Source organism: Pseudarthrobacter sp. J1763 (assembly GCF_050490295.1).
Classification (GTDB): Bacteria; Actinomycetota; Actinomycetes; order Actinomycetales; family Micrococcaceae; genus JBNPEO01.
On the sequence record NZ_JBNPEN010000002.1, the window covers coordinates 202,231 to 217,337 of the forward strand.

The window sequence follows — 15,107 nt, forward strand, 5'->3', positions numbered from 1 at the left end:
GAGTGCCAACCACGTAATTGTGGCTAGCAGTGACCCGGTGGACTGGGACGCGCTGAAAAGCGCTGCCCAGGCTGCAATGGAACATGCCTATGCGCCCTATTCGAAGTTCAAAGTGGGTGCCGCTGCGTTAACCGATGATGGCCGAATCATCACCGGGTGCAATGTGGAAAATGCCAGCTATGGCCTCACTCTGTGTGCCGAATGTGCGCTTGTTGGCCAATTGCATTTGGGCGGCGGAGGACTGATCTCCGCGTTCTATTGTGTGGACGCAGCCGGCAATGTGCTGATGCCGTGCGGTCGCTGCCGTCAATTGCTCTACGAATTCCGTGCACCCGGAATGCATTTGATGACCACGCAAGGAATTAAAACCATGGACCAAGTGCTGCCAGACGCCTTTGGCCCAGAAAATCTTGTCTAACACCATTTCAGGAGTAGCAATGAGCGAGCAGTTCGACGCAGTGGACATCATCCGGATCAAACGCGATCGCGGAACCCTGAGCCCCGAACAAATCGACTGGACCATCGACGCGTACACGCGTGGAGTGATCGCTGACGAACAAATGTCCGCGTTGAACATGGCTATTTTGCTCAACGGAATGGACCGTGCTGAGATTTCCCGTTGGACTGCAGCGATGATCGCTTCGGGGGAGCGGATGGACTTCTCGAGCCTGCGCCGCCCCGACGGTGGGGTCAAAGCCACTTCGGACAAGCACTCCACCGGTGGTGTTGGTGACAAGATCACTCTGCCGCTAGCTCCCTTGGTGGCCGTTTTTGGTGTGGCAGTCCCCCAGCTCTCCGGTCGCGGCCTAGGGCACACTGGCGGAACCTTGGACAAGCTCGAATCCATCCCGGGGTGGCGCGCTGCACTGAGCAATGAAGAGATGCTCGCTCAGCTGCAAGACGTTGGAGCAGTCATTTGTGCAGCTGGCGCCGGGCTGGCTCCAGCGGACAAGAAACTTTACGCCCTGCGTGACGTCACCGGAACCGTGGAAGCCATCCCGCTGATCGCCTCCTCGATTATGAGCAAAAAGATCGCCGAAGGCACCGGTTCGCTGGTGTTGGACGTCAAGGTTGGTAGCGGCGCCTTTATGAAGGATGAAGCCCGTGCCCGCGAACTCGCCGAAACCATGGTGGCGCTGGGTAAGGACGCCGGTGTAAATACCGTTGCCCTGTTGACCAACATGAACACTCCCTTGGGCTTGACTGCAGGCAACGCCATTGAAGTGGAAGAGTCAGTAGAAGTCTTGGCCGGTGGCGGTCCGGAAGACGTAGTAGAACTAACGGTTCGCCTCGCCGAGGAGATGCTCCAGGCGGCTGGGGTCCACAACGCTGACCCGGGCGCGGCACTCAAGGATGGACGCGCCATGGACGTGTGGAACAGGATGATCGAAGCCCAAGGCGGGGATCCTCGTGCCAAGCTGCCGGTGGCGAAAGAGTCTGAAGTTGTTTACGCTCCAGCGGACGGTGTGCTGGTGGAACTTGATGCAATGGCAGTTGGCGTTGCTGCTTGGCGCTTGGGTGCAGGAAGGGCCCGCAAGGAAGACATTGTTCAGGCCGGTGCCGGTGTCCGAATGCACGCCAAGCCAGGTGCAACAGTGCGTGCTGGCGAGCCGCTGATGACGTTGCTGACGGATACACCGGAAAAGTTTGCGCGGGCCAAAGAGGCCCTGGCTGATGCCGTTGTTATTGCGGCTGACGGTGCGCGTCCAGCCCAGCAACTGATTATCGACCGCATCGCCTAAAACTCCATGCAAGCCATCAATGACTTCATCCTGGCTGCCGCAGGGCAGCCATGGGTGTTGTGGCTGGTTTTATTGTGCTGCCTGATCGACGGGTTTTTCCCCCCGGTCCCTAGCGAATCCGTTGTGGTTGGGCTGGCATCGGTGGCTGCCTCCGCCGGGTACCCGTCACCGTGGTTGTTGATGGTGGTGGCGGGCATCGGTGCCTTTGCCGGTGACAATATTGCGTACCAACTGGGCCAAAGCATTGGCACCACTCGGTGGCGGTGGATGCGCACTCAGCGGCTTCAAAACGGTTTTCATTGGGCCCAACGGGAGCTCAACAGGCGTCCCGCTTCCTTGATTCTGGTGGCGCGCTTTATCCCGATCGGCAGAGTGGCTGTGAACTTGGTGGCGGGTGCTACCGGGTTCAAGCGCCAGCGCTTTGTCCTACTGACCGTGATTTCGGCGGTGGTTTGGTCCAGCTATTCGGTGGCTCTGGGAATGTTTTTTGGCCAGTGGTTTGCCAGCAATCACCTGCTTGGTGTGGTGGTGGCGATCATCGGAGCGGTGGTCCTGGGGCTTGTTATTGACCGTGTGATCGGCAAGATCCGTGGACCGCTCAAAGAGGGCTAGTGTCAGCCCCTGGTATGAGTATCAAACAGGCCCAAGATAGCTCTGTGGGTTGATGCGAATCCTCAGGCCAAGTCACTAGTGTTTGAAGTGTGCTCCCACTGGCAGAAAGCGTAGCGAACGACGCTCAAGCCGTGGGACACTAAAGCCGTTAACTTAAACACATTTCAGGAGCATCCCGGCGTGGAAATATTCAATGAGGCAATCCTCCACGCTGCCGGGCAGTGGTGGATTTATCCGGTCCTGATGTTGTTCTGTTTTATTGACGGATTCCTCCCCATTCTCCCGAGCGAAACCCTCATCGTTGCACTCGGTGCCCTTTCAGTGGGCAGTGGCGAACCAAACATGTTTTTAGTGATGCTGGCTGGCGCCCTGGGAGCCATTGCCGGTGACAACATGGCCTACTTGCTGGGCCGCAAAGTTGGTGTCGAACGTTTTGCCTGGATGCGCCGTCCACGCATTCAAAAGGCCCTCGGCTGGGCCCGCTATGAGCTAGACAAGCGCGGGGCCATGCTTATTTTCACCGCCCGTTACATTCCAGTGGGACGCGTGGCAGTCAACTGGATAGCTGGCACCACAGCCTACCCGCGCCGTCGTTTTGTGATTTTGGATATTTTGGCTTCGGTGACATGGGTGGCGTACTCAGCTGGAATCGGAATGTTGGCTGGGCGCTGGGTCCACAACCATCCGCTCTTGGGAGTGGCCATAGCGATCGTCTTCGCGATCATTTTGGGTTTTGTAGTGGACCACGCCATAACGTTGCTCCACCGCTGGCGGGATAAAAAAGACGCTGAGCGTGCTGCACGGACAGCTGGTACCCCCGGATCCCACACACATGAAACGGTGGTAGACGCTACAACGGAGCCAGCCGCCGAAAAGCTGCAGCACGGAAAGTAGCGTTGTTCTCGCCGCGACTCTAGAGTGGGATGCGTGACTGAGCCTATTGTTGACGCCGCCCCTGCCCTTGACTTCGATCTGAAGTCCCTTCCCAAAGTTTCCCTCCACGACCACTTGGATGGCGGCCTGAGGCCTGCCACCATCATCGAGCTGGCCGCTGAAGTGGGACACACCCTGCCTTCCACCGATCCGGTGGCTTTGGGCGAGTGGTTCCGTGAGGCAGCAGACTCCGGTTCCTTGGTGCGCTATCTGGAAACTTTTGACCACACCATTGCCGTGATGCAGACCCGTGAGGGCTTGGCTCGCGTCGCTCGCGAATTCGTTGAAGATTTAGCGGGCGACGGCGTGGTGTACGGCGAAGTGCGTTGGGCGCCTGAGCAGCACCTCACCAAGGGCCTTACCTTGGACGAAGTTGTTGAGGCAGTCCAGGAAGGGCTCGAAGCCGGAATGGAAGCCGTTGAGGCTACTGGCCGCGACATCCAAGTTGGCCAGCTGATCACAGCAATGCGCCATGCAGACCGCGGCCAGGAGATCGCCGAGTTGGCTGTTCGCCACCGCGACCATGGCGCTGTTGGTTTTGACATTGCTGGTGCCGAAGACGGCTTTTTGCCGTCTCGCTTTAAGGAAGCCTTCACCTACTTGGCGGAAAACAACTTCCCTGCCACGGTGCATGCCGGCGAGGCAGCTGGGCTGGAAAGTATCCAGTCCGCGCTGGTAGACGGACGCGCGCTGCGATTGGGACACGGCGTGCGTATCGCTGAGGACATTACAGTGGAGTTCGACGACGAGGTAGTCGTCGAGGCTGAGGTAGAAGAAGACGTTGTAGAAGACGCAGCCGACGTCACTGACTTTGACGAGGATGCAACTGTTGGAATGGTGACGCTTGGTCGTCTTGCGAGCTGGGTCCGCGACCGCGGCATCGCGCTGGAGATCTGCCCGTCATCAAACCTTCAGACCGGAGCTGTTGCTCAGTTCGGCGGGGACATTGCCAGCCACCCCATCGACATGCTGTACCAAACGGGCTTCAACGTCACCATCAACGCTGACAACCGTTTGATGTCCGGTGTAACACTTACGGACGAGTTTGAGCTGTTGGTGGAAACCTTCGACTACGATCTTGACGATCTGCTGGAGCTCACGCTCAACGCAGCCGAGGCAGCTTTCTTGCCCCTCGAAGAAAAGGAAGCACTCGTGGAATACATCAACGAGGCCTACAACAACCTGGCGTAATAGCTGATGCGTGAGGACGTTCCCGCTATTGAGCGGCTCATCAACACCATTGCAGCCCTCCGCGAGCATTGCCCGTGGATGCGAGGGCAGAGCCACGAGTCTCTTGTGGAGTATCTGCTCGAGGAAGCCTACGAAGTGGTGGAAACTATTGAAGCCGGGCCCGGTGGGATGGTGGATGATGAGTTGCGCGGTGAACTCGGGGACGTCCTCCTCCAAGTTGTACTTCACGCACGGTTAGCCCAAGAGCGTGGAAGCTTTGACTTCTCGGATGTGGCCGAGGTGATCAACCAGAAAATGGTTCGACGCAATCCACACGTATTCCGGGCCGATGGAACGCTGCAGGGCACGTTCCCCACGAGTCTTGATCAAGTGGTGAAAAGCTACGACGGCGTGAAAAACGCCGAGACGCCAGAGCGCCGGGATCCCTTTGCAGGAATCCCGGCGCAATTGCCGGCTCTGGCACTGGCAGCCAAAATACTTGACCGCGCCCAGCGGAACGATATTGAGTTCGACACCGTCGAGTTAAGCACCGTTCCATTAGCCGCTCCAGCCGCTCCTCAGTTTAAAAGCGAAGCTGAGCTAGGGGAGTACCTTTTTGCTCTTGTGGCTCAAGCAAGCTCTACTGGCTTTGACGCAGAACGTGCCCTCCGGACTTCAGCTCGGAGCAAGCTGGGTGCTCTTCAAAAACCCGTTACCGATTCTTAGTTTGCTCCTTAGTCAGCGAGCAACTTGTAGATAGTTCGGCGAGCCTCGTCGAGTGCCTCGATGGTCGCTTGGAGTTTCTCCTCGGTGCCATCGATGCCGATTTGGTGCACTGCGCCCATCAATTTTCCGATGCTCAGTTTGAGGTCTTGGCCCACGCCGGCCTCTTGGTTAACTTCTTCCCAAACGGCTGCAAGCTCTGAAGCGTGTTCAACGGTGTGAGCTTTGCCGTCCTCGGTGAGCGCAAATTCCGTGCGACGTCCTTCACCAACTGACTCGATGAGTCCATCGGCCTGAAGCGCTGACAATGCCGGGTATACGGATCCTGGGCTGGGCCGCCACGCGCCGTCCGTGTGGGCGGCGATGGATTTGATGAGCCCGTAGCCGTTCTCGGGGGACTGGCTCAAGAGGGACAAAATGGCGTTGCGGACGTTTCCCTTGCGGACTCGTCCGCCGGGGCCGAAGGGGGAGCGGCCGCCGAAGGGGCCGGGACCTCCAAAACCAGGTCCGGCAAAACCTTGTCCGCCGAAGGGTCCTGGACCGCCAAAACCTTTGCCGCCGAAGCCGGGCCCGCCAAAGCGCCCGCCGCGGCCGTGATTGGGGCGTTCTTCGCTTTCCGGGAAGCCAGCTTCGTCGCGATGGCCGTGTTCGCCGTCGTGGTGGTGCATGGCGTGTGCCATTTCGTGAAACTCGTGATGTTTTTTGTGGTGATGCTTACGCATGGTGTGCTCGATTCTTAGTAGTTGACCCGGCTTTCTGTTGTCGCGTCGATATAGCAACGATATATCGCTATGTTCTAGTGCGTCAACACTTGCTGCTTTAGAGCCGTCCACAAATAGATACATCTGGACATACACTCACGCATCGTCGGTCTAAGCGCTAGGCTGGTGGATGGACAATGCCGTCGCACAATTTCCGTCAGTACGCTCAGAACAGGAGCACCTTCATGGCGCTTATCGATGCCATTCACGCCCGCGAGATCCTTGATTCCCGCGGCAACCCCACCGTAGAAGTTGAGGTCCTGCTTTCGGACGGCTCAATGGGCCGCGCAGCAGTACCCTCCGGTGCATCCACCGGCGAGCACGAAGCCGTGGAGCTCCGCGACGAAGACAAGGGCCGTTACCTGGGCAAGGGAGTCCAGAAAGCAGTAGAAGCCGTTCTCGAGAAGATCGGCCCGGCGCTCGAAGGTTTCGACGCTACCGACCAGCGCAGCATCGATCAGGCCATGATCGACCTCGATGGCACCCCGAACAAGGGTAAGCTCGGCGCAAACGCCATCTTGGGCGTCTCACTCGCCGTTGCTAACGCTGCAGCAGCTTCCGCTGACCTGCCGTTGTACAAGTACCTCGGTGGCCCGAACGCACACGTTTTGCCGGTTCCGCTGATGAATATCCTCAATGGTGGTTCACACGCTGATTCTGACGTAGACATCCAGGAATTTATGGTTGTTCCCCTGGGCGCAGAGACCTTCTCCGAAGGCTTGCGCTGGGGCGTTGAGGTTTACCACTCCTTGAAGTCGGTGCTCAAGGAAAAGGGCTTGGCTACCGGTCTTGGCGACGAGGGTGGTTTCGCACCGAACCTGCCGTCCAACCGTGCAGCCCTTGACCTCATCCAGGAAGCCATCACCCGCGCGGGCTACACCCCGGGCAAGGACATCGGTTTAGCTCTGGACGTTGCTTCCTCTGAGTTCTTCAAGGACGGTGCCTACCAGTTCGAAGGCAAGGCTTTGACGGCTGCAGACATGAGCGCTTACTACGCTGAGCTCGTTGCTGACTACCCCTTGGTGTCCATCGAAGACCCGTTGGACGAGAACGACTGGGACGGCTGGAAGACACTCACCGATGCTATTGGTGACAAAGTCCAGCTGGTTGGCGATGATCTCTTTGTTACCAACCCGGAGCGTCTGCAGCAGGGCGTGGATTCCAAGACCGCTAACTCCCTCTTGGTTAAGGTCAATCAGATCGGTTCTTTGACCGAGACTTTGGATGCTGTATCCCTCGCTCAGCGCGCGGGCTACACCACCATCACCTCCCACCGCTCCGGCGAGACCGAGGACACCACCATCGCTGACATTGCGGTGGCCACCAACGCAGGCCAGATCAAGACCGGCGCTCCGGCCCGCTCCGAACGCGTTGCCAAGTACAACCAGCTCCTGCGCATCGAAGAAGAGCTCGACGACGCCGCACGCTACGCCGGTCGCAGCGCCTTCCCGCGTTTCAAGGGCTAGTAGCAAGAGTTTTTCTCCAGCGGTGGCTATGGTGGAACAGACCATGGCCGCCGCTGGCTTTTAACCGCTGCAGCAGACTGGCGCTCAGATTCACTGCTTGACCTAAGGAGAACGCATTGGCAACCCGCCGTCCTAAGGTTCCACGCGCCTCGGTGCTTGGTACCGGCCCGGCAAGCCATTCGGCCGGGCGTAAGCCAACATCTTCCGGAACTTCTGGTCATTCGACAAAAGCCGATTTGGATACCTCCAAGCGCGAAACCGAAGCTCAGATCATTCAGGGTAACTTCGGTGATCGCCCGTCCTCTTCACCTGTAGGGGCAACAAAAAGCACACGAATCGCTGGGGTGAGTGCCACCAAACACTCCGGCCATTCAGAGGGCAGCAGTCATTCTGACAGCGCCGGAAATTTCACCGGCACGAGCAAGCCCATTGGTACCAACAAGGCTGGTGCTCCCAAGGCTGGCGCTGACAAGACCAGCGGCAGCAAGTCAGGTACCAGCAGTTCCAAGGGTGGCAACAAGTCCACCGAGGCGGCTACGCCGGTTCCAGCACGCGCGTTCTCTGGACGGCTCCTTGCCTTGGCTGTGGTGATGATTGCAATCACCGTGCTGTTGGCACCCACGGTCAAAATCTGGTGGGAACAACGCAGCCAGATTTCGGCGCTCGAAGCGGACATTGCAGCTAAAAAAGCGCAACAGAACGATCTCAATTCTCAAGTTTCCCGGTGGGAGGACCCTGCTTTCGTTCGGCAGCAGGCCCGTGACCGGATTAACATGGTGATGCCGGGTGAGACCAGTTACTGGGTGTTTGGAGCCGATCCCGGTTCCACCGAGACAACACCCACAACAACCTCCACTACGCCTACACCCACGGACCTGCCCTGGACCGAGCAGTTATGGCAGTCCATTAAGCGTTCGGCAACAGACTAGACGCGGTTCCCGCCGCTGTGACCTCCCTTCCGGAGGTAAATGGGAAGGAAGAGAAGTCGTGAGCGATTCAATGGGCGCTGAACAAGTGCAAGAGCGTACACCTACACCCCGCGATCTTGACGTTTTGAGCCGTCAATTGGGCCGGCCCGTACGTGACGTTGTTGAGATTCCTGCGCGCTGTGTGTGTGGCAATCCCTTGGTTGCGGCCACGGCTCCGCGCTTGGGTAACGGAACTCCTTTCCCCACAACTTTTTACCTCACCCACCCGGTAATCACCTCGGCTGTCTCTCGTCTTGAGGCCAACGGCATGATGAATGAGCTCAACGCTGAGCTGCTTGGCGATCCCGAGCTTGCAGCCGCTCATCGCTCGGCCCATAACGCATACTTATCTGCACGCGAGCTCATCGGTGAGCGTAGTGGGATTGGCGCTGTACCGGAGATCGATGGGATTTCCGCAGGCGGTATGCCTGAACGGGTCAAGTGCTTGCACGTTCTGGTTGGCCATTCCTTGGCTGCTGGTCCTGGTGTGAACGTTTTAGGTGACCGTGCGCTCGCTGCGATCGAGCCGTGGTGGACGCGTGATCGTTGTTATTGCGAGGGGGCTTGGGACACTGAGGGGCAAGCACCTTCAAAGGACTTGAGCCGTCACGGTCCTCAAGGCCGTCCGGATTTGGTGGGCCGTGAAGCGCCTGTGCGTTCCAGCGCAGCGAAGGCAAATGAGCGTGTGGCTGCGATTGACTGCGGCACCAACTCCATCCGCTTGCTGATTGCGGACCGAAGCGATGCCGGTGCGCTCAGCGATGTGGTGCGTGAAATGAAAGTGGTGCGTCTAGGCCAAGGCGTGGATGCCACGGGAGAGCTTGCGCCTGAAGCTCTGGAGCGTACCTTTGCTGCAGCGAAGGACTATGCAGACCTGATCCGCGAGCATAGTGCTGTGGGAACACGTTTTGTGGCAACGTCTGCCAGCCGAGACGCTCGGAACCGCAAAGTTTTTGTGGATGGAATTAAGGATCTGCTGGGAGTTGAACCCGAGGTCATTTCCGGGGATGAAGAGGCAGCACTGTCCTTCGCTGGAGCGGCAAGTGTGCTGCCAGCCCTGGGCGCCAAGCCAGTGCTGGTAGTGGATTTGGGCGGTGGCAGCACCGAGTTTGTTGTAGGAAATTCCGACGGCGTGATCGCCGCACGCTCGGTAGACATCGGTTGCGTGCGCATCACCGAACGGCACCTCAAGAGTGACCCGCCCACCGAGGCTGAGATTATGGCCGCTCAGCATGACATCAATGCGGCCATCGACCTGGCTGCCTCCGTAGTCCCCTTGCAATCGGCTGCCGCGGTGGTGGGTGTAGCCGGTTCGATCACCACCATTACAGCTCACGTTCTGGGATTGAAGTCCTATGATTCGGTCGCCATTCATGGCCAAGACGTGAGCTTCGATGACGCCATTGCCGCCTGCACCGAGCTGCTGGGAATGACTCGTGATGCTCGTGCCCAGCTTGGCTACATGCACCCGGGCCGTATTGATGTGATTGGTGCTGGAGCACTCGTTTGGCGGACCATTCTTGAGCGCTTGCGTGAGGTCAGTAATGGCACCCTGAGTAGCGCTGTTACCAGTGAGCACGACATATTGGATGGCATTGCTTTGAGTGTTGCAGCTGGAGCGCGTCCGTGATTTCCGCCGTCAGGTCCGCTGCGGTTGAGTCACCAAAAGCTTGTAAGTCTTTGGCGATGAGCTCGGCGATAGCAGTCTTGACTCTGGTGGGGGCCATGATCTCTGCTGGTCCCGCTGCTGCGGACAGCATCCGGGACAAAGAGTATTGGCTCGGAGAATACGGCATTACCAAGGCGTGGGATGCTTCCAAGGGCGCTGGCGTTAAAGTTGCGGTGATTGACAGCGGTATAGACGGTAAACACCCGGATTTGAAGGGTGCTGTTGTGGGCGGGACTGATGTCTCGGGCGCTGGCGACTCCAAGGGGGAGAAGCCCATTGGCGCCAAACCCGAGCACGGAACACTTGTGACCACCATGCTTGCAGGGCGAGGGCATTCAACGCCAACCCCCAGCGCAAGTGCCAGTGCGTCGCCGTCGGCCACCCCTAGCAAACCCGCAGTAGGCAACGGCCTTGACGGCATTATTGGTGTAGCTCCAGAGGCTGAAATACTCTCGGTGTCTACCTGGCTGGGGTCACCGAATCCCGGTGGGCCTACCGATCAGGAGCAGATTCCAGCCGCAGTGCGTTGGGCAGTGGACCATGGCGCTAAGGTCATCAATATCTCGCTCGGTTCCACCTCGCCTGAATGGCCGCAGAGCTGGGATGCTGCCTTCCTTTATGCAGAGCAAAAGGATGTTGTGGTGGTTGCCGCAGCCGGCAACCGGCAAGGTGGCAACGTTCAGGTAGGCGCTCCTGCAACAATTCCCGGCGTCCTAACCGTTGCGGGCTTGGACCGGAAGCGAATTGCGAGCATTGACTCTTCGTCTCAGGGCATCAGCATTGGTGTTGCGGCCCCAGCCGAAGACCTTGCCGGCGGTATGCCAGGTGGGCAGTACGCTCAATGGGCCGGGACCTCAGGGGCTGCCCCGATTGTTTCTGGTGTGGCTGCTTTAATCCGCTCGAAGTACCCGGACATGAGTGCTAAACAAGTCATCAACCGGATCATCTCTACGGCCAAAGATGCAGGAACCCCAGGCAAGGACCCTATTTATGGCTACGGGATCCTGGATGCTGAGGCAGCGGTTAAAGCCACCGTTCCAGAGGTCAAGACCAATCGCTTGGGCTCGATCGCCGAATGGATTCGGGTTCACCGCAGGGGAGTGCTGGACACACCAAGTGCTCAACCAAGTTCGGTTCAAGCCGCGCCTACACCCACGCTCAAGGACCCCAAAGCACCTGTTGCTGCAGCGCCCTCTGAGATAGATGCAACTCTTCCGGCTGCTGTGGTGATTGGCTTCGCTGCGCTGATCTTGGCGATCCTGATCGGTGCCGGCGTGCACTTGTGGAGGGCAGCCCGTAGGCCCATTCAAGGCGGTGCTAATCCGGGGGATGGGACTGACACTTCCTCGATTGACGTAGTAAAAGATTCACCCAAAGATAGTTAGTGAAGATTTTCGCAAACTAGGCTATCCTTAAGTTATGGCAACCACTATGCAGATCTCTGCCCCTCAACTCCAGGACCGTCCCCGCGTGCTCGTGGTAGGCGGTGGCTACGTCGGTCTGTACGTAGCCCTCAAGCTCCAGAAGAAGATTGCAAACGCTGGCGGAATCGTCACTCTCGTTGACCCGCTGCCCTACATGACCTACCAGCCGTTCCTCCCCGAGGTGGCCGGTGGAAACATCGAGGCCCGTCACGCCGTTGTATCCCACCGTCAGCACCTCAAGCAGACGGAACTGATCCAAGGCCGTGTGACCTCCATTGATCACGCCAACCGCAAGGCGGTTGTAGCACCTGCAGATGGCGGCGCACCGTTTGAAGTTCCGTACTTTGACGTTGTACTGGCAGCTGGCGCCATCACGCGTACCTTCCCGATCCCGGGCCTTGCGGACAAGGGCATCGGCCTCAAGACCATCGAAGAAGCCGTCGCTCTGCGCAACAAGGTCCTCAACAAGATCGAGCTTGCTTCCACCATGACCAACCCGGAAGAGCGCAAGGCCGCTCTGACGTTTGTGGTTGTAGGTGGCGGGTTCGCTGGTATTGAAGCCATCACCGAACTTGAAGACATGGCTCGCCAGGCCGTTGGTGAGAACTCCCGCGTTGATCAGAGTGAGATCCGCTTTGTTCTGGTTGAGGCCATGGGCCGCATTATGCCTGAGGTTACCGCCGAGCAGGCTGAATGGGTTGTTGAGCACTTGCGCAGCCGCGGCATCGAGGTTCTCCTGAACACCTCCCTTGCTGACGCTTCTGACAAGCTCAAGCTCATCAACATGGCAGACAAGTCTGACGCTGGCGAGTTCGCTGCTGACACCCTCATCTGGGCCGCCGGTGTGCAGGCTAACCCGATGGTTCGCTCCACCGACTTCCCGCTGGAACCGCGTGGCCGTGTCAAGGTCCTTGCTGACCTGCGCATCGGTGGCGACGAAGGCATTGTGGAGAACGCTTGGGCCGCTGGTGACGTTGCGGCAGTGCCGGACCTCACGGGTAAGGGTCTGCCGGACAATACTTGTGTTCCGAACGCTCAGCACGCTCTGCGCCAAGCCAAGCTCCTGGCCAAGAATCTCTGGGCTTCTCGCTGGGACAAGGAACTGAAGGACTACAAGCACAAGAACCTTGGTGCTGTGGCCGGGTTCGGTTCTTGGAAGGGCGTAGCGAACATCAACCTCTTGGGCCGCATTGGTCTCAAGGGCCCCCTCGCATGGATCGCACACCGCGGCTACCACGGTATGGCCATGCCTACGTTCGAGCGTAAGTTCCGCGTTGTTGGCGGCTGGTTCCTGAGTCTGTTCTCAGGCCGCGACACCACCCAGCTGTTGGACCTGGACAACCCGCGTGGCGCCTTTGTGGCTGCAGCTACTCCGGCCCCTAAGCCTGCTGCTGCTCCGGCCGCTGCTGAGCCGAAGGCTGATGCTGCAAAGGCTGAGCCGGTTAAGGCTGAGGCAGCTAAGTAGCATTCCGCAAAACTAAAAGCACAACGTTCGACGGCGTTCGCCCCCTCTGGTGGGGCGGGCGCCGTCGTTCTTTTAAAGAATCTCCTGGCCGCCCGTAGGTGGGGTGGCCGCAGCGCAAGAGAATTTCGGCTAACATATTTCAGGCGCCCCTGTATCCCAATTGGCAGAGGAATTCGACTTAAAATCGAAGTGTTGTGGGTTCAAGTCCCACCAGGGGCACAACTGAATATGCGCTACAAAAATGGACATTCGCACCCGGGATTCTGGATGCGAATGTCCATTTTTGTAGCGAAAAGTGTGCAAACGAACGAGAGTTACAAGGATGTGACCTGAATCACTTATATCCTTGCCGGATATCGACTACTTTGTTGCTTACTCAGGAACACCTGAGCATTCGTATCAAAGGACGTTCGCACCTTTCGATCGAGGAGATCCTTAATGATTGCAACTCCCAAGGCTGCCTCTCGCACGGCGCGTCTTGCCGTTCTAGGTGTAGGCGTGGCCATGCTGGCCAGCGCTTGCGGCGGTTCCTCAACCCCCGCAGCTAGTGAATCGTCCTCGGCTCCGGCCGCAACGGGCATCTCTTGCCCGGCACCCTCTAGCGCAGCAGCTGCAAGTTCGGCTGCCGCCGCCAACACCGGTGCCGTTCCGGCATCCACTACTACTAGCCCCACCCCGTTGAAGATCGGCTCATTGTTGCCGACTACCGGTTCGCTCGCATTCCTCGGCCCACCAGAAATTGCTGGTGTGAACCTTGGTATCAAGGAAGTTAACGCAGCTGGTGGTGTTCTGGGCCACCCGGTTCAGGCCATTCACCGGGATTCTGGTGACACCAAGACTGACATTGCAACGCAGTCCACCACTGCCCTCTTGGGTTCAGGTGTGAGCGCAATTATTGGTGCAGCATCTTCTGGCGTCTCCAAGACCGTGATCAACCAGATCACTGGTGCAGGCGTGATCCAGTTCTCCCCGGCCAACACTTCCCCTGACTTCACCACTTGGGATGACAAAGGACTGTACTGGCGTACTGCACCCTCGGATGTACTCCAGGGCAAGGTCCTCGGAAACTACATGGCCTCTTGTGGCGCCCAGACCATCGGCATGATCGTTCTTAACGATGCCTACGGAACTGGTTTGCAGAAGAACGTCAAGGAAGCATTCGAGGCTGCTGGTGGCAAGGTTGTGGCTGAGGAACTCTTCAACGAAGGTGACTCTCAGTTCAGCTCGCAGGTAGACAAGGTGATGGCTGCCAAGCCGGATGCCATCGCACTGATTACCTTCGACCAAGCAAAGTCGATTGTTCCGTTGCTGACGGGTAAGGGAATCAAGCCCACCCAGCTGTTTATGGTGGACGGTAATACCTCTGACTACAGCAAGGACTTCAAGGCAGGCACTCTTGAAGGTGCTCAGGGAACTATCCCCGGCACCTTTGCTAAGGATGACTTCAAGAAGTCGCTCTTGGCCATTGATCCCTCACTCAAGGATTACAGCTACGCGGGCGAATCCTACGACGCTGTGAACCTCATTTCTTTGGCTTCTGAGGCTGCAAAGTCCACCAAGGGTACGGATATCGCCAAGCAGCTCAAAGCGGTTTCTGAAGGCGGCGAGAAGTGCTACGACTTCGCTTCCTGTGTCACCCTGCTCCGCAATGGTAAGGATATTGACTACGACGGCAAGTCCGGTCCGGTGACCTTCTCCGACGCTGGTGATCCTACCGAGGCTTACATCGGTATCTACCAGTACCAGAATGACAACAGCTACAAGCCGGTCAAGGAAGAGTTCGGCAAGCTCTAAGAGCCCCGCTTCCTCAAACCATTGAAGGCCCCTCTCCCGCAACGCGCGGGGGAGGGGCCTTCTGCTGTTTACGGATGAGTGGCAGCTAGGAATACAAGGGCCGGCAGTAGGCTACGAGCGAACCACACAGAAACCATCACCGGCGACATGTCTCCGAGGGGTCTGGGCATCGGCGTCATCATGGCCGCCGGCGCCGCACCACCGTTCAGGGACCAGATACGTGTGCACACTGCGAGTAACGCAGACGCTTACGACGACGGGCCACACCCCGGGCGTCAAGCCCCCTGCCAGGCTGGCCGCCAGCACTCCGCCGATCACGCTGCTTCGCCTCGTCGCGTTCCAAAGCACCTATGGTGATGGAGCCTCATGAGCGTTACGTG

The 15,107-nt window shown here is 58.3% G+C and carries 13 protein-coding genes and 1 tRNA gene; 13 read left to right on the plus strand and 1 reads right to left on the minus strand.

Going from position 1 to position 15,107, the window contains the following annotated elements; translation table 11 throughout:
* Positions 1-19: 19 nt before the first annotated feature.
* From ACQQCD_RS02930 to ACQQCD_RS02955, 6 genes are all read left to right on the plus strand, one after another.
* The gene (locus ACQQCD_RS02930; protein WP_430267028.1) at positions 20-418 is read left to right on the plus strand and encodes a cytidine deaminase; all 399 of its coding nucleotides are present in this window, start codon (positions 20-22) and stop codon (positions 416-418) included.
* A 19-nt stretch (positions 419-437) separates the two neighbouring features.
* Positions 438-1,742 (plus strand): thymidine phosphorylase, encoded by a 1,305-nt coding sequence (locus ACQQCD_RS02935; RefSeq protein WP_430266903.1) that lies wholly within the window; start codon positions 438-440, stop codon positions 1,740-1,742.
* A gap of 6 nt (positions 1,743-1,748) precedes the next feature.
* A complete protein-coding gene (locus ACQQCD_RS02940) occupies positions 1,749-2,354 on the plus strand; it encodes a DedA family protein (protein ID WP_430266904.1) in 606 nt (201 codons plus the stop codon).
* Between the two features lie 180 nt (positions 2,355-2,534).
* The gene (locus tag ACQQCD_RS02945) at positions 2,535-3,248 is read left to right on the plus strand and encodes a DedA family protein (RefSeq protein ID WP_430266905.1); all 714 of its coding nucleotides are present in this window, start codon (positions 2,535-2,537) and stop codon (positions 3,246-3,248) included.
* 33 nt (positions 3,249-3,281) lie between these two features.
* The gene (locus ACQQCD_RS02950) at positions 3,282-4,478 is read left to right on the plus strand and encodes an adenosine deaminase (RefSeq protein WP_430266906.1); all 1,197 of its coding nucleotides are present in this window, start codon (positions 3,282-3,284) and stop codon (positions 4,476-4,478) included.
* Positions 4,479-4,484: 6 nt separating this feature from the next.
* A complete protein-coding gene (locus ACQQCD_RS02955) occupies positions 4,485-5,183 on the plus strand; it encodes a MazG nucleotide pyrophosphohydrolase domain-containing protein (protein ID WP_430266907.1) in 699 nt (232 codons plus the stop codon).
* A gap of 8 nt (positions 5,184-5,191) precedes the next feature.
* On the opposite strand, the gene ACQQCD_RS02960 is transcribed toward ACQQCD_RS02955, so the two are convergent.
* The gene (locus ACQQCD_RS02960; RefSeq protein WP_430266908.1) at positions 5,192-5,902 is read right to left on the minus strand and encodes a PadR family transcriptional regulator; all 711 of its coding nucleotides are present in this window, start codon (positions 5,900-5,902) and stop codon (positions 5,192-5,194) included.
* A gap of 224 nt (positions 5,903-6,126) precedes the next feature.
* Here ACQQCD_RS02960 and eno point away from each other — a divergent pair, with 224 nt between their 5' ends.
* The 7 genes from eno to ACQQCD_RS02995 all read left to right on the plus strand — a co-directional run bounded on the left by eno (position 6,127) and on the right by ACQQCD_RS02995 (position 14,727).
* A complete protein-coding gene (gene eno, locus ACQQCD_RS02965; protein ID WP_430266909.1) occupies positions 6,127-7,407 on the plus strand; it encodes a phosphopyruvate hydratase in 1,281 nt (426 codons plus the stop codon).
* 116 nt (positions 7,408-7,523) lie between these two features.
* Positions 7,524-8,336 carry an FtsB family cell division protein gene (locus ACQQCD_RS02970; RefSeq protein WP_430266910.1) on the plus strand — a complete coding sequence of 271 codons (813 nt, stop codon included), beginning with the start codon at positions 7,524-7,526 and terminating at the stop codon, positions 8,334-8,336.
* A 70-nt stretch (positions 8,337-8,406) separates the two neighbouring features.
* Positions 8,407-10,005 (plus strand): DUF501 domain-containing protein, encoded by a 1,599-nt coding sequence (locus ACQQCD_RS02975; protein ID WP_430267029.1) that lies wholly within the window; start codon positions 8,407-8,409, stop codon positions 10,003-10,005.
* Between the two features lie 56 nt (positions 10,006-10,061).
* Positions 10,062-11,429: a S8 family serine peptidase gene (locus ACQQCD_RS02980; RefSeq protein ID WP_430266911.1), complete on the plus strand. Its 1,368-nt coding sequence runs from the start codon at positions 10,062-10,064 to the stop codon at positions 11,427-11,429.
* A 34-nt stretch (positions 11,430-11,463) separates the two neighbouring features.
* A complete protein-coding gene (locus ACQQCD_RS02985; protein WP_430266912.1) occupies positions 11,464-12,933 on the plus strand; it encodes an NAD(P)/FAD-dependent oxidoreductase in 1,470 nt (489 codons plus the stop codon).
* A gap of 145 nt (positions 12,934-13,078) precedes the next feature.
* Positions 13,079-13,152, plus strand: a tRNA-Leu gene (locus tag ACQQCD_RS02990).
* Between the two features lie 219 nt (positions 13,153-13,371).
* A complete protein-coding gene (locus ACQQCD_RS02995; RefSeq protein WP_430266913.1) occupies positions 13,372-14,727 on the plus strand; it encodes an ABC transporter substrate-binding protein in 1,356 nt (451 codons plus the stop codon).
* Positions 14,728-15,107 lie beyond the last annotated feature (380 nt).

Excerpts from the sequence above, each read along its gene's own strand:
- ACQQCD_RS02935 (WP_430266903.1), top strand. The coding sequence starts at position 438 with ATGAGCGAGCAGTTCGACGCAGTGGACATCATCCGGATCAAACGCGAT.
- ACQQCD_RS02940 (WP_430266904.1), top strand. The coding sequence starts at position 1,749 with ATGCAAGCCATCAATGACTTCATCCTGGCTGCCGCAGGGCAGCCATGG.
- ACQQCD_RS02955 (WP_430266907.1), top strand. The coding sequence starts at position 4,485 with ATGCGTGAGGACGTTCCCGCTATTGAGCGGCTCATCAACACCATTGCA.
- ACQQCD_RS02960 (WP_430266908.1), bottom strand. The coding sequence starts at position 5,902 with ATGCGTAAGCATCACCACAAAAAACATCACGAGTTTCACGAAATGGCA.
- eno (WP_430266909.1), top strand. The coding sequence starts at position 6,127 with ATGGCGCTTATCGATGCCATTCACGCCCGCGAGATCCTTGATTCCCGC.
- ACQQCD_RS02975 (WP_430267029.1), top strand. The coding sequence starts at position 8,407 with ATGGGCGCTGAACAAGTGCAAGAGCGTACACCTACACCCCGCGATCTT.
- ACQQCD_RS02980 (WP_430266911.1), top strand. The coding sequence starts at position 10,062 with ATGAGCTCGGCGATAGCAGTCTTGACTCTGGTGGGGGCCATGATCTCT.
- ACQQCD_RS02985 (WP_430266912.1), top strand. The coding sequence starts at position 11,464 with ATGGCAACCACTATGCAGATCTCTGCCCCTCAACTCCAGGACCGTCCC.
- ACQQCD_RS02995 (WP_430266913.1), top strand. The coding sequence starts at position 13,372 with ATGATTGCAACTCCCAAGGCTGCCTCTCGCACGGCGCGTCTTGCCGTT.